General features: G+C 39.4%; 13 protein-coding genes. 9 read left to right on the top strand and 4 right to left on the bottom strand.

Annotated features, from left to right (window positions below):
* Positions 1-118 precede the first annotated feature (118 nt).
* Together KV40_RS08325 and KV40_RS08320 are read right to left on the bottom strand one after the other, a co-directional pair.
* Positions 119-655, bottom strand: coding sequence for a hypothetical protein (locus KV40_RS08325; protein WP_036479854.1), 537 nt, complete (start codon positions 653-655; stop codon positions 119-121).
* Positions 656-766: 111 nt separating this feature from the next.
* On the bottom strand, positions 767-1,369 hold the full coding sequence (locus KV40_RS08320; protein ID WP_036479852.1) for a DedA family protein: 603 nt from the start codon (positions 1,367-1,369) through the stop codon (positions 767-769).
* 336 nt (positions 1,370-1,705) lie between these two features.
* Between KV40_RS08320 and KV40_RS08315 the strand changes: the two genes are divergently transcribed.
* The 4 genes from KV40_RS08315 to KV40_RS08300 all read left to right on the top strand — a co-directional run bounded on the left by KV40_RS08315 (position 1,706) and on the right by KV40_RS08300 (position 5,806).
* On the top strand, positions 1,706-2,668 hold the full coding sequence (locus KV40_RS08315; protein ID WP_036479850.1) for a protochlorophyllide reductase: 963 nt from the start codon (positions 1,706-1,708) through the stop codon (positions 2,666-2,668).
* A 158-nt stretch (positions 2,669-2,826) separates the two neighbouring features.
* The gene (locus KV40_RS08310; protein WP_036479848.1) at positions 2,827-4,050 is read left to right on the top strand and encodes an efflux RND transporter periplasmic adaptor subunit; all 1,224 of its coding nucleotides are present in this window, start codon (positions 2,827-2,829) and stop codon (positions 4,048-4,050) included.
* Between the two features lie 71 nt (positions 4,051-4,121).
* On the top strand, positions 4,122-4,763 hold the full coding sequence (locus KV40_RS08305; RefSeq protein WP_052055472.1) for a Uma2 family endonuclease: 642 nt from the start codon (positions 4,122-4,124) through the stop codon (positions 4,761-4,763).
* Positions 4,764-4,777: 14 nt separating this feature from the next.
* Positions 4,778-5,806 carry a hypothetical protein gene (locus KV40_RS08300; protein ID WP_156113990.1) on the top strand — a complete coding sequence of 343 codons (1,029 nt, stop codon included), beginning with the start codon at positions 4,778-4,780 and terminating at the stop codon, positions 5,804-5,806.
* A 13-nt stretch (positions 5,807-5,819) separates the two neighbouring features.
* Here the strand turns inward: KV40_RS08300 and aroQ are convergent, their stop codons facing one another.
* Together aroQ and KV40_RS35670 are read right to left on the bottom strand one after the other, a co-directional pair.
* Complete coding sequence (gene aroQ / locus KV40_RS08295) at positions 5,820-6,263, bottom strand: type II 3-dehydroquinate dehydratase (RefSeq protein ID WP_036479844.1); 444 nt, start codon at positions 6,261-6,263, stop codon at positions 5,820-5,822.
* A gap of 27 nt (positions 6,264-6,290) precedes the next feature.
* On the bottom strand, positions 6,291-6,434 hold the full coding sequence (locus tag KV40_RS35670) for a hypothetical protein (RefSeq protein ID WP_036479842.1): 144 nt from the start codon (positions 6,432-6,434) through the stop codon (positions 6,291-6,293).
* Between the two features lie 506 nt (positions 6,435-6,940).
* Between KV40_RS35670 and bchB the strand changes: the two genes are divergently transcribed.
* The 5 genes from bchB to ruvB all read left to right on the top strand — a co-directional run bounded on the left by bchB (position 6,941) and on the right by ruvB (position 15,170).
* Complete coding sequence (gene bchB, locus KV40_RS08285) at positions 6,941-8,467, top strand: ferredoxin:protochlorophyllide reductase (ATP-dependent) subunit B (RefSeq protein ID WP_036479841.1); 1,527 nt, start codon at positions 6,941-6,943, stop codon at positions 8,465-8,467.
* 81 nt (positions 8,468-8,548) lie between these two features.
* Complete coding sequence (locus tag KV40_RS08280) at positions 8,549-10,087, top strand: AAA family ATPase (protein ID WP_172657268.1); 1,539 nt, start codon at positions 8,549-8,551, stop codon at positions 10,085-10,087.
* A gap of 450 nt (positions 10,088-10,537) precedes the next feature.
* Positions 10,538-12,316, top strand: a complete 1,779-nt coding sequence (locus KV40_RS08275) for an iron uptake porin (protein WP_052055471.1) — start codon at positions 10,538-10,540, stop codon at positions 12,314-12,316.
* 248 nt (positions 12,317-12,564) lie between these two features.
* A complete protein-coding gene (locus KV40_RS08270; RefSeq protein ID WP_036479839.1) occupies positions 12,565-13,959 on the top strand; it encodes an NAD(P)/FAD-dependent oxidoreductase in 1,395 nt (464 codons plus the stop codon).
* Positions 13,960-14,057: 98 nt separating this feature from the next.
* Positions 14,058-15,170, top strand: coding sequence for a Holliday junction branch migration DNA helicase RuvB (ruvB, locus tag KV40_RS08265; RefSeq protein ID WP_036479836.1), 1,113 nt, complete (start codon positions 14,058-14,060; stop codon positions 15,168-15,170).
* Positions 15,171-15,184 lie beyond the last annotated feature (14 nt).

The following is a 15,184-nucleotide window of genomic DNA, read 5'->3' as shown; positions in this document are numbered from 1 at the left end:
AGGAGTAAAAATGACAACGAACGAGAATAGATAACTTGAAACTAATGGTTTTAACAGCGTAGTTGTATAAGCTGAATGCGATTCAGCATACCCTACGCTCAAAGTAGATGTGGTTTATTTATTGAATTGGTTCTGCTTTTTCTACCGAACCGTTATTAATTCCCAACGTAAATTTTAATGGGGTTTGATTGGGGTAAGCTTTGGCTACCTGGCGATAGACGGCATAGTTAGTTGGTAGGTTAACTGTCTGTCCGTCCTGTTGAAAAGTTACGCGATAGTCTATGGTGCGGAGTAATTCTGGTTTGCCAATCTTTTCGTAAGGACGCTTTTTAGCTGCTTCAATTTCATCGACACTAGGCTTAGGTGGAACTTGAGCCCACCACAATCCTTTATCGTCCTGTACTACACCTCTTTCTGGTTTTTCGCCATTGCGGTTAACTAAAGAAACAGAATCAAATTTTTCGTACCTGCCGCGTTTATTTTCTGTTGGATCGTTACTGTAGTTGACTCGCCACGTAATATTAGTCGTTGCGGTAGCTTCATATTGTTGGGCATTTTGAGTATCGCAGCCAACGATAAACACCAACGAACTGAGTAATCCCAAGCCGATTTTACTGACTCGAGAAAGAGGAGAAATATTAAATTGTTTTGACATTAGTATTATTTATTTTACCGATCGAACTACAAACAATTTTAGAATGATGGTTGGGGATTAATAATTTCCAGATTGACACTTTTACAAGTGTGACCATTCGGTTTTTAAAATCTATTTTTGTTTGACATTTCGCCTGATAATCCAAAATACAAAAGCAACTACAAAGACGACTAAAACAATCGTACTTACTGGAGCAAGATATTGTTTGACGCGATCGTAATTTTCGCCGAGTAGAAATCCAGCATAAGTTAAAAAGCTGACCCAAAGTGCCGTTCCTATAGTAGAGTAAACGAGAAAGGGCAGGAGGGGCATTTTGCTAATGCCGGCAGGAACAGAAATATAGGTACGCACTCCAGGAACGAGGCGGCTAAAACAAGTGGTTTCTCTACCTCTTTTCTGAAACCATTGTCTGGCGCGATCGATATCTTCACTAGAAACACTCAGCCATTTTCCATAGCGATCGACAAAGCGTTTAATTCTTCTTAGTCCCCAAACCTTGCCTAAATAATACCAGGGTAATGCACCTAAGACCGAACCTATTACCCCGGCTACGATTACATAAACTAACTGAAGCTTTCCTTGGATTACGGCAAACCCAGCCAGAGGCATAATCAACTCAGAAGGAATGGGAGGGAATAGATTTTCTAGCAACATTAACAAACCAATACCGACATATCCTAAAGAGTCAACAGTATTTGTAATCCATTCCAGCATTATTTTTTTTATTTAATAGCAAAAAGTAAAGTAAAGCGCGTAAGCCTGAGAAATTTCAGGCAATAGTAGAAAGTCTAGCTAATACATTAAGTTACGTCTATATATATTATGCAGCTTTGCTGTGTGTTGTTTCATCTTGCTACAGCCAGAACTGCGATTTTCAATATATAAAACGCTAAAACTACTTCCCAGCGACTAGTGCCTAAAAAACCAAGGTGTAGCTCGTTAGTTCGAGAAATGCTGTAACAGATTATAAATACTTAAAAACATTAGAACTAACAGTTCTGTACTATAAAATTTTGCACACATTTTAATAACGACAATTTTTAAATAGATATGAAACAAACTTCTACAGTAATAATTACGGGTGCATCTTCAGGAGTAGGATTACAGGCGGCTAAAGCTTTGAGCGATCGCAACTGGCACGTAGTAATGGCTTGTCGCAACCTCGATAAAACCAAAAAAGTAGCCAAAGAAGTCGGCATGAAACCAGATAGCTATAGCGTTATTCATTTGGATTTAGCTTCTTTAGATAGCGTGCGGCAGTTTGTTAAAGATTTTCGTGCTACTGGTAAAAATTTAAATGCTCTAGTTTGTAACGCGGCAGTATATTTGCCCTTAGAAAAAGAACCCCTGCGGAGTAAAGATGGTTATGAGTTGAGCGTTGCTACCAATCATCTCGGACATTTTTTGCTATGTAATCTGATGTTAGAAGATTTAAGAAGATCGTCAGCTACAGATAAAAGATTAGTATTTATCGGTACGGTAACAGCTAACCCCAAAGAGTTGGGAGGCAAAATTCCCATTCCCGCACCGCCAGACTTGGGAGATTTACAGGGTATGGAAGCTGGTTTTAAAGAGCCAGTATCGATGATCGATGGTAAAAAATATAAATCGGGCAAGGCATATAAAGACAGTAAGCTGTGCAATATGCTAACTATGCAGGAACTCGATCGCCGCTATCATGACGCTACTGGCATCGTGTTTAATGCTCTCTATCCTGGTTGCGTTGCCGAAACTGGCTTGTTCCGCAATCACTTTTCTTTGTTTCAGACCATCTTTCCCTGGTTCCAGAAAAATATCACGGGTGGTTATGTTTCGGAAGAATTAGCAGGAGAACGAGTAGCGAAGATAGTTGCCGAACCAAAGTATAACGAATCTGGAGTTTACTATAGTTGGGGCAACCGCCAGCAAAAAGACCGCGCTGCTTTCAAACAGGAAATTTCTGACGAAGCTCTCGACGAACTTAAAGCCGAACGTCTTTGGGACTTGAGCGCGAAGCTGGTCGGATTGGCATAATAGTGACTAAGGTAGAGGAAGCAGGGCATTCAACAATTGACAATGAACAGAACTACAATGAACAATTTTTCATTTACTAACTTTAAACTGCTCATTGTTCATTGCTCATTGTCAATTATCCATCGAGCAATAAATCTCCAGTCCCTTAGTTTCCTCTAATGTTGCAATTATTATTATTTATCGGTTTTTTAATTACTGGCTGCGTCACTGCCGACAGTAGAGATTCGACCACAGAACAAGTTGCCAGTCAACAGCAGCTGGCCAGTGTCGATCTAGCAACTGCCAGCTTAGGTTCGGCTCCGGCTAGAGAATATATCGGTACGACTCAACCCGCTACTGAAGTCTCTTTGCGATCGCAAGTAGAAGGTAGATTGTTAGAGTTATCTGTAGCTATTGGGAAGAACGTTATCAAAGGTCAAGAAATTGGCAAACTGGATGATAGTTTGTTAGCCGCCGTTGTCAGCCAAGAACGAGAGGAGTTAGCCAGCCTAAAATCAGAAGTAGCCAGAGCCGAAATTGAAGTCAAAGACGCGCAAATTCAGTTAGAACAAGCTCAAATTCAACTAGAACAGGCAAAAAGCGATGCTGCCAGGTACGGTCAACTAGCTAAAACGGGTTTAATTGCCGAACAACAGGCAGAATCATACAGAACTGCGGCTCAAACTGCCCAACAGACTGTATTCTCAGCAAGAGAAGCGATCGCTATTCAAAGACAAGCTGTAGATGTGGCAAAGTCGAGAGTTGCAGCACAACAAGCAGCGATCGCCGAAGCTGAACAGCGTTGGGTCTATACTCAGTTGCTCGCACCGATAAGCGGTACGATAATTGCTAAGGCTGCCGAACCTGGAGATGTAATTCAAACAGGAGAAGAAATTGTTACTATTGGCAATTTTCAAGAAGTGGAAGTGGTAGTTCCCATATCAGAACTAGATTTAAGTAGAGTCAATCTCGGACAAAGCGTTAGAGTTAAGCTAGATGCTTTTAGCGATCGCACCTTTTCAGGTAAAGTTACCCAAATTGCCCCTACTACATCCGATTCTGTAGCGCGTCAAATTGCAGTACAGGTTACAGTTGATAATCCCGACAATCTTATCAAAGGGGGTTTACTCGCTAGAGTTGACTTTGAAACTACAGCCACATCAGAAATAGAAGTTCCCGAAGCCGCAGTTATTGAAGAGGAAGGAGTAAATTATTTATTTGTAGTTACTCAAACTAACGATCGTCAAGCTACCGTGACCAAACGACAAGTAAAATTGGGCGATCGCACTAACGGCAATGTTGAAGTTTTATCGGGAATTAGATCGGGAGAAAGATTCGTACTTCGCAGTAGTCAGCCTTTAAAAGATGGTGAAACAGTCGCTTTGAGTATTATTTCTGAATAATATTTTTAGAAGCTCGCAATCTGTTTTTTAATCTCCATAAAATACATTTATTATTCAAGCGTTTATTTTTTATGTTATTAACCAATAAAAATTTTCCTCTGCCTTTAGAACGTTTAGAAAAAGAGGATTTAACAATTAGTTTTGCTAATGCTACTTGGGATGACTTTGAAAAACTATATTGTGAGGAAGATTTTGGTTATAGAGTATCTTATTTAAATGGAGTTATTACCATTGTGTCTCCCAGCAAAAATCATGAAGTTATTGCCGATATTATTAGCGATTTAATAAAAGCTTTTTGCCGAAGATTCAATATTTTGTATTTTCCTATGGGTTCTACCACATTAACCAACAAGCCTTTAGCTGGGAAGGAGCCTGATGCTAGTTTTACTTTTGGTGAAATAAAAGACATTCCAGATTTAGCGATTGAAGTGGCTTTTTCTAGCGGTAGTCTTGAAGATTTAGAAAAATATAAATTGTTAAACGTGAAAGAAGTTTGGCTATGGAAAAATGAAAAATTGAGGTTTTTTGTGCTAAATAAACAGCGCGATGACTATGAAGAAAAAGAACGCAGCTTTTATTTACACAACTTATCGGCAGAGTTTTTAATTGATTTTGTTAACCGCAGTTTAACTGAAAGTCCTTTAACTATAGAAAAAGATTTTAATAAAGCATTAAGCGCGATCGCATCAAAAATAGACGATGTTAAACATTGAATAAAACAGTAAAAGTGAGTAGATCGAATCCAAATAAAACCTGCTTTTTTCCCGAACCACATGAAAGTCGTCTTTATGGCTTTGGTAGTGATTTTGTTGCTAACGAAAAATATTTAGCCGTAAGTCATACTGGTTTGAACAAGGTCATTATCTACACTTCAGATGATTTTGGTAAATGGAGCAGAACTAGGGAAATTTTTCAGTCTGTAGATTTAGCGTTAGATAGAGAAGGTTTTATCTTTAATAGTTCTATCTTTGGCAATAGTCTAGAGATAGATGGAGATGTTTTAACAATTTCTGCCAGAATCAGAGATCCAGATGTTTTAAGAGAAGGTATATCTCGGTATCAGGCAGTCAATACACCTGCCACATATTCTTACAAAAGATATTTAATTAACCTCAAAACAGAAACAGAAGTTAAACCTATCGATTTGTTGGTGCAAAGAGAACCAGAATCAAATTTGGTTTGTTTTAATCTGCTCCGTCAAGGGAAGATCGAGCAATTTATTTTACCTGATATGGGTGAAGAATACTTTGGTAGTAATTTTGCCCTGCATCAGAACTTACTTTTAGTAGGTTATTCCTCACATGACAAAACAGGTGGGGCTTGGCTATTCGATTTAAAGCGACCACAAGCCGAACCTCTAAAATTGGCTATCGAAAATACTGCTTTAGGAGGCACTGTAGCAATTTCTCAGCAATTTGCTGCGGTTGGTTATGAAGGATTCCGTTGGTATTTTCCCCAAGGTAATCCTTTTGATAAATCATATATGTCACTAATCCGAAACCTTAACAACGGTTCGACTAAGGTTATTGATAGTTTTGGAAAATTATCTTTGAGTGACAACATATTAGCGGTAATGCGTCCTTGTAACCGTGAGCGCGAATTAGCTGGGCTATTAGAAGTGTTTCGTCTTGATGAAAACATAACGCCTCATCTGATTAAGCGAACTAATGTCGCTAAAGCCAAAGTACAAAATGGTTTTTTGATAACTCTTGAAACCTACTACCGTGAGGAATTATGTATTGAACCCTTGCCTTGAAAACAATAATTTCTTATCTTTGCAAATAATTAACTAGCGCCTGTAATCCCAAAACATAACTATCAGCACCAAAGCCACTTATTTGTCCGATCGCGACTGGTGCAATATATGAGTGATGGCGAAATTCTTCGCGTTGATAAATATTACTCAGGTGTACTTCTACTACGGGAATCATTGCTGCGGCGAAAGCATCCCGAATAGCTACACTGGTATGAGTATAAGCACCTGGATTAATTAAAATTCCTTGATATTTGTCTATCGCTTCATGGATGGAGTCTACTAATACCCCTTCATGATTAGACTGCAAACAAGATATACTTACTTGCAGTCTTTTTGCTTCTTCTAGTAAAAGTTTTTCAATTGATTCGAGAGTCATCGAACCATAAACTTCTGGTTCGCGCCGCCCCAATAAATTAAGATTGGGACCATGCAATACTAATATTTTTAGCTGCGACAAAACTATTAAAAATAGAAAATTTGTAAATTAGCGGTAGCGGCGTTGGGCGCGATCGTCAACGGGAATGGGAATAGCTTCTGTTTCTGATTCTGGCTCCGCTCCTAACAATACCTCAATCAATTTTTGACCAAATTCTCTCAATTTTTCTAATAACTGTTCGATAAAGTCCATTTAATAAACTACTCCCGTTAGCAATATGTAAGTTGTAAGCTTTTTTTGCTGATTATGCTCTGTTTCTAAGGTTTTAGAAAACTTTGTTATTTGATGTTTGGGCTATAAATCAGGTTGAAAATTGCTCTATAAAATTTCAACCACAAAATAATCCAATTTTATACTACTCTAGTAGTATTTTTGTAACTATATTACAATTTTTTAACTTATTTTCAACCTAACACAAATTATCAACACTAAGTATTAATTCTTAATTAAATAATTAAATTCACACCAGGGATATAGACATTAAGATTTATTGTTTTTCTTCGATAGGGGGTTTTTCAAAGCGACCAAGAGAACTATATTCAAAAGTGGGAGTTGGGTAAGTATTAAAATTTTTGCTCGATGCAATGTTAGTGCGTAAGAAACTAGTTTTTCAAACTGGAGTCTAACCAGAATCGGCAATAGAAGCTATTATTTTCAAGCCAAATCCGAATCAAAAGAATTAATTAGAGGAGAAATTTATGAAATTAGCTTACTGGATGTATGCAGGACCCGCTCATATTGGAACTTTACGCATCGCCAGTTCGTTTAAGAACGTTCATGCAATCATGCACGCTCCCCTGGGAGATGATTACTTTAACGTTATGCGATCGATGTTAGAAAGAGAGCGTAACTTTACCCCAGTAACTGCTAGCGTAGTCGATCGCAAAGTTCTGGCGAGAGGTTCGCAAGAAAAAGTTGTCGATAACATCACTCGCAAAGATCGCGAAGAACGTCCCGATTTAATTATTCTTACTCCTACCTGTACCTCCAGCATCCTGCAAGAAGATTTAAACAACTTCGTATCTCGCGCCCAAATGGATGCTCAAGGTGATGTGATGTTAGCCGATGTCAATCACTATCGCTACAACGAACTACAGGCAGGCGATCGAACTTTGGCACAGGTAGTTAAATTTTATTTAGAAAAAGCTCGTAAGAAAGGCGAACTGCCCGCAGGCAAAACTGAAAAGCCTTCGGTTAATATCATCGGTATTTCCACTTTGGGTTTTCATAACCAGCACGACTGCACCGAGTTGAAAAGACTGATGGCTGATTTGGGCATAGAAGTAAATCTGGTAATTCCCGATAAAGCTTCGGTTCACGAACTTAAAAACTTACCCCGTGCCTGGTTTAACCTCGTACCCTATCGCGAACTAGGCATGATGGCTGCTGAATATCTAGAAAGCGAGTTCGAGATGCCTTATGTCGATATTACGCCGATGGGAGTAGTCGAAACCGCTCGCTGTATTCGTAAAATTCAGGAAGTAATTAACGAACGGGGTGCATCTGCAAATTACGAAGAGTATATTGAAAACCAAACCCTGCACGTATCTCAAGCGGCATGGTTTTCTCGTTCGATTGACTGTCAAAACCTAACTGGCAAAAAAGCCGTTGTCTTTGGCGACAATACCCATGCTGCGGCAATGACCAAAATTTTAGCTAGAGAAATGGGTATTAAAGTAGTACTAGCAGGAACTTATTGTAAATACGATGCCGACTGGTTTAGAGAACAGGTAAGCGAATATTGCGATGAAATTTTAATTAGTGAAGATAATGGCGAAATTGGTGATGCGATCGCCCGTCACGAACCTTCAGCAATTTTTGGTACGCAGATGGAACGTCATGTAGGCAAACGATTAGATATTCCCTGTGGCGTAATTGCCGCACCAATTCACATTCAAAACTTCCCTATTGGCTATAAGCCTTTTGTGGGTTATGAAGGTACCAATCAAATTGCTGACTTAGTTTACAACTCCTTCACTTTAGGAATGGAAGATCACCTGTTAGAAATCTTTGGCGGACACGATACCAAAGAAGTTATCACCAAAGGCATTTCGGCAGACTCTGACTTAAACTGGAACAAAGAAGCCACTGTAGAACTAAATAAAGTTCCTGGTTTTGTAAGGGGTAAAGTTAAGCGCAATACCGAAAAATTTGCTCGCGAAAGAGGGTTTAGTGAAATTACTTTAGAAGTTATGTACGCGGCTAAAGAAGCGGTTGGTGCGTAGCACGTCTCTAGGGGTTTGGCATTGTCAAACCCTTACTGGTATCGTCAAACCCTTACCACCCAGAGTATCGAACCTAGCATCATGACTCAGATCGATATTGCTTCTATTATCGCTAAGATGCAGCAGCAGGAAACCTATCCTCATTCTGTGTCTGGTTCTATAAAATTGGTACAGACGCACATTTCCTATCTGTTTCTAACAGGTGAATACGTTTACAAACTAAAAAAAAGAGTAGATTTTGGGTTTTTAGATTTTTCTACTCTCGAAAAAAGAAAGCATTTTTTAGAAGAAGAAATTCGTTTAAATAGCCAAATTGCTCCCGATTTGTATTTGGAAGTATTACCAATTGTTCGGCAGGGAGATAAATTAATTTTGGGCGGTGATGGAGAAGCTGTCGAATACGCTCTGAAAATGCGGCAGTTTCCCCAGAAAAATCTATTTATTAATCTTTTTGAAAATAACAAACTATCGAGCGATCGCCTGTCGGAATTGGGTAAAAAAGTCGCTCGGTTTCATCAGCAAGCTAAGACTAATGAATATATCCGTAGCTTTGGTAGGGTAGCCAAAATTAAACAGGCGATCGACGAAAACTATCAGCAAACCAAAAAGTATATCGGTACGGTGCAAACCCAGAAACAGTTTGATGAAACCAAAACTTTTACCGACCATTTTTTTAGCGATCGCCAGGAATTATTTCAAGCTAGAATTGATGCTCACAAAATCAAAGAATGTCACGGCGATTTACATCTCAAAAATATTTGCTGGTGGCAGAACGAAATTCAACTATTCGATCGCATTGAGTTTAACGAAGCTTTCCGCTTTGTAGATGTAATGTACGATGTGGCATTTACGGTAATGGATTTAGAAATCCGAGACAGACGAGATTTGGCTAATGTTTTTCTCAATACCTATCTAGAATACACTGGCGATTGGTCGGGATTGACCGTATTATCTTTATATCTTTCTCGGCAGGCTTATGTAAGAGCCAAAACTAACTCTATGCTATTGGATGATGAGGGTGTTTCCGAAGCCGATAAACAGCAAGCCAAACAAACTGCCGCAGATTACTATCGACAGGCTTGGAAGTATACTAAAAGGCAATCTGGAAAATTAATCTTAATGTCGGGGGTATCTGGTACGGGTAAATCCACCGCAGGCAAAATTATCGCTCGAAAAATGAACGCGATTCAAATTCGTTCTGATGTCGTTCGCAAACATCTTGCAGGTATATCTCTTGATGAGCCAGGAGGAGATGAAATATACACTGCTGACATGAGTCAAAAAACTTATAATCGCCTGAGAGAATTGGGCATCATGCTGGCAAAAGAGGGTTTTACCGTCATTTTAGATGCTAAATACGATCGCATTGCCCTGCGTCAACCCGTTATCGAACAAGCACAAGCTGCCAATATTCCCCTACAGATAATTCACTGCATTGCACCTACGGAAATTTTACGCGATCGCCTCAGCACTCGTAGTGGTGACGTTTCCGATGCTACTCCCGATTTACTCAGGCAACAGCTAGAGTTGTTTGAAGAATTTGGTACTGGCGAACAGTCTTACGTGACAACTATTGACACCAGCAACGACAATTGGCAACAAAATTTAAAATTCAAGTAAAACAAAAACTTGTAAACCGCGTTTAAATATAAAACTGGAGTTTTAAAATAATTTCTTGCCCTTTTGCCCTTCTCCTTTAACCCAAAATAGTTATCTTAAAAACTATGAGTTTCAAAGTGGACGCGGTTTAGTTACTGTTTCTTCCCCTTGAATTTTTACTCTTCGAGCGTCATTTTTATTTTTGCTCATTCAAAATATCAAAATATTTCCGTTTAGTGTGCTATTAGGTTTCTATTTATAAAAAACTATATTTTTGCTATATTTCATTGGAAAAACAAAGATAGGATACAATCAATTTCTGAATATCAACCCAAGTTATTGACAATTGAAAATAGAATATATTGATATTTATCAATTAAATTAACATATTGTAACGCTACTATTTAAACCGATTAAAGTAAAATATTCGAGACAATTTAATCGCAATATTTTTGGGTGTGAAATTCAGAGATGAAAAAATTGGAAGCTTTATTTACCATAGGAATTTCTGTTGTTTTGCTAGCTGCGCCACAAGTTAAAGCACAAACTACTAAAAATAACAATAATTTTGTACAGAATTATCAAACTAATAGTATCGATAGCAATCTCGACCGAATTGACATACAAAATAACTCAGGCGATTATCTAGGTCAAGTAACAAACGTAGACAGTTTGCGAGATGTTGCCCCTACCGATTGGGCTTATGAAGCTCTCCGCAGCTTAGTCAACCGCTATGGCTGTATTGCAGGTTACCCCAACCAAACCTATCGCGGCAGTCAAGCTCTAACTCGTTATGAATTTGCGGCTGGTTTAAACTCATGCTTGAATCAAATCGAACGTTTGATTGCTTCTTCTGAAGCTGTTAGTAGAGAAGATTTGGATACTATAAGCCGTCTGAGCCAAGAATTTGAAGCAGAACTTGCCACCTTGGGCGGGCGTATCGATAACATTGAAAGCCGCACTGCTTTCTTGGAAGACAATCAATTTTCTCCTACCAGTAAATTAAGTGGTGAAGTTATTTTCTCCTTAGCTGGTGCAACTGGGGGAAATTCAGAAACAGGGGAAGATCCTCAAGTTGTTTTTAACGATCGCGTCCGCCTGAATTTAAACACCAGCTTTTCTGGTGAAGATTTATTGATTACAGGTTTGCAGGCTTATAATTTTGGCGGTGAAATAGATGGTTCTGGTAGCATTCAAAATAGTTTATTTCCTACAGAATCTTTACTAACTGCTGGCTCGACCAAACTTAGCTTTGAACCTCAATTTCCGCGCTTCAATCCCCAGGATATTTCTGAAGAAGTTGAAAGTAATTCGGTCAACCTTTACAAACTACTTTACATTTTTCCTTCGGGTTTAGATAAAGTTACTCTGTTTGCTGGCACAGCTGCCGAAGCCTCCGATGCTTTTCCCACTATTATTCCCTTTGCTGACGAAGGACAGGGAGCTATTTCTCGATTTGCTGCTTTAAATCCAGTGCTGCGCGTGTCGGGAGGAACTTCTCAAACTGGTTTGGCTTCGGCAGCAGGATTTATTTGGAACATCTCCAAGCGAATAGACTGGCGGGCTTTATATGCTAGCGTTAACGCGGCTATACCCGAAAAAGAAGATAGTAATGTCTTAGGTGCAGGACTATTTAGTGGCAGTATGTTAGCTTCAACTCAGTTGACTTTGAAGCCTACAGACAATATCGATCTAGGTTTGAATTACGCCTATAGTTATCACGAACTAAATATATTAGCCACGGGACTTAATAGATTTTCGGCAACTCCCTTAGCAATTCCCAATCAAACTGTTAACCAAGACGGAACTGTTAACGTTAACGGTATTCTAGAAACCCCCGTACACATTCATTCTATTGGAACTTCTTTCAACTGGAACATTTTGCCCGATCTGGCTTTTACTGGATATGGTTCGTATTTTTTTGTTGATTCGGTATCTGGACCAGATGCTTCTTCAGAATTTCTCAGTTGGATGACAGGTATTCAGGTTCGAGATTTATTAAAAGAAGGAAATAGTGCTGGACTAATTTTTGGACAACCTCTAAACCGAGTCGATGCTGGTGGTGCAGCCGAATTGACAGAACCCGATGTCGAGCGAGGAATACCATATCATTTAGAACTTTTTTATAACTACAAAGTTAACGATAATTTAAGTCTTACCCCTGGGTTTTTTGTTTTGTTTAATCCAGAAGGTAATGAGAACAATGATACTACTGCGGTAGGTGTTTTGCGAACAACTTTTAGTTTTTAAGTTTTCTAAAATATAGCAGTACTAAATCATTCGTGAAAAATGGTTGACTAGACTTCYGCCCTCTGCCCTCTAAAGGGCGCGACTGTAGAGGAAACCTCTACAGTTTAATAGGTTACGGCTCACCCCCTTTACTGGCTATTGACACTAGCGAGGATGATTGGCAACAAAAAATATTCCTTGGGTTACTTCACCAAATTATCTAACTGTAGCAACTATACTCAAACATAGTATCAGTTAGTATTCTTTGCATGATAAATCGAACCCGTAATCTCGGACATAGAGCAATTGTTATCGGTGGTAGTGTTGCTGGAATGCTAGCTGCTCGCATACTTATCGATTATTTTGCCGAAGTAATCATTGTCGAAAGAGATACTCTACCGACAGAACCAAAGTTACGCCAGGGAGTACCACAGTCAGCGCAGCCACATATTTTGCTTACCAAAGGCTACAGAATTTTATTAGAACTATTGGGCGAAGATTTTAATATCGAATTAATTCAAAGAGGTGCTTTAACTATTGATTGGGCGAAAGAGTTTTATAGCTACGGCGAAGCAGGATGGTTGGCAAATACTTCAAAACCTTCCGACTTAATTTCTATAACTTGCAGTCGTCCTTTATTAGAATGGGCGATCGCTCGTCAGATTAAAAAGAACAACAGAATAAAGTTTTGGGAACAACATCGCGTTACCGAACTAATTTACCATCGACAGGAACATCGAGTTCGAGGAATAACAGCTAGCTCATTAAGTAATAAAGAAGAAAAAAAACTGACTGCCGATCTGATTGTAGACTGTAGCGGACGTAACTCTAAAGCACCTCAATGGTTAAAAAACATCGGCATAACTGCACCACCAGAAACTACAGTCAATCCTCATCTTGGATATGCGACTCGCCGCTATAAAGAGCCAGAAGGCTTTCAACTTCCTTGGAAAGTTATGTTAATTAACCATGCTCCTCCAGAGCATACTAGATTGGGATATCTCGCCAGAATCGAAAGAGGTGAATGGATTGCTACGTTAGGCGGTTATGAAGCAGACTTTCCTCCGATTGACGAGCCTGGTTTTTTAGATTTCGCTCGTAGTCTGCGTCATGCCAGCATTTATGAAACAATTACTCAAGCCGAACCCATATCGCCTATTTATGCCTATAGAGCAACTACCAATAGGTTGCGTCACTATGAAAAAATCGAGCTTCCTTATGGGTTTATCGTACTTGGCGATGCCGTTTGCTCTCTTTGTCCAGTTTACGGTCAGGGAATGACGGTAAGTGCCTTAGCTGTGTTGACTTTGCAAAAATGGCTAAATAGAACGCGAAAATCTTTTTTACTTAGTAAACTATCTTCTGCTTCCTTTCAACAAGATTTAGCCAAAAGCAATTCCCCACATTGGAATTTAGCTATTGCTCAAGATTCTCGCTTTTTAAAAACTAAAGGTAGAGTCAAGCCTACCTTATTAAATAGTTTGCTTCAACCATATTTACAGAGATTACAAAAGCAAGCAACTTACGATCCCGAAGTCTATGTTTCATTTATGGAAATAGCACATTCGCTCAAATCGCCGCTATCTTTCTTTTCTCCCCAGCTTCTGTGGCGAGTATTTACTAAAATCGATTCAAAATCTAAATCTCGAAGAATTAAAAGTTGAGTCGATAGTAGCGTTAAACTTCCGCTGTTAGTAATTAGTTACTATTCGGTGTCACAATAGCAGTACGAATAAAGCTTAGAATTTTAGATATAGCTGTAATGGCAATTAAACGAGCATCTGATTCGCAACCAGCACCTAAAAAAAACCGTCAAAAACCGAAGCGCGATTCTATTCCCTCAAATAGAAACGAAGCCAACTTAATGTCGGCACAGGCAACTGTTGAAGAAACAGACAATAGTGAAGACAAAATTCGTCCTCAACGACTAGCTGACTATATCGGACAAAAAGATTTAAAAGGAATTCTCAACATTGCGATCGCGGCGGCTAAGGGTAGAGAAGAACCCTTAGATCATTTATTACTCTACGGACCTCCTGGTTTGGGTAAAACCACCATGTCGATTATTTTGGCTACAGAAATGGGAGTTAACTGTAAAATAACTTCCGCACCTGCATTAGAACGTCCGCGAGATATTACGGGCTTGCTAGTCAATCTCAAACCAGGAGATATTCTGTTTATCGATGAAATCCATCGCCTCAACCGCATGAGCGAAGAATTGCTATATCCTGCAATGGAAGATTATCGCCTCGATATTACTATTGGTAAAGGTCAGACTGCCAAAACTCGCAGCATTCCTTTACCGCCCTTTACCTTAGTCGGGGCAACTACTAAAGCAGGGTCGCTGTCTTCTCCCTTGCGCGATCGCTTTGGCATGGTGCAGAGATTGCGCTTTTACGAGCTAGACGAACTAATTCTCATCGTCAAACGCACTGCCGAAATTATCAATACTAAAATTACTGAAACGGGTGCAGAAGAAATTGCGCGGCGATCGCGTGGAACGCCCCGTATTGCCAATCGTTTGCTGAGAAGGGTAAGAGACTATGTTGAGGTACAGCAAGCCACCGAAATTACTCAAGAATTAGCGGCTGCGGCAATGGATATTTTTGATGTCGATGCCTGTGGTTTGGACTGGACGGATCGTCTGGTTCTCAATACCATCATCGAACAGTTTCAAGGTGGACCTGTCGGTTTAGAAGCGATCGCTGCCGCTACGGGAGAAGACCGCAAAACTATCGAAGAAGTATACGAACCTTACTTACTTCAAAGTGGTTATCTCAATCGCACCCATAGAGGCAGAATAGTTACGGATAAAGCTTACGAACACTTAGGAATTAGAACGCAAACTCATACGCAAACGCAATTAAGATTTTAAGTGCCAATTGGTAG

This window comes from Myxosarcina sp. GI1, assembly GCF_000756305.1.
Classification (GTDB): domain Bacteria; phylum Cyanobacteriota; class Cyanobacteriia; order Cyanobacteriales; family Xenococcaceae; genus Myxosarcina.
This window is presented reverse-complemented; position numbering and strand designations above follow the sequence as displayed.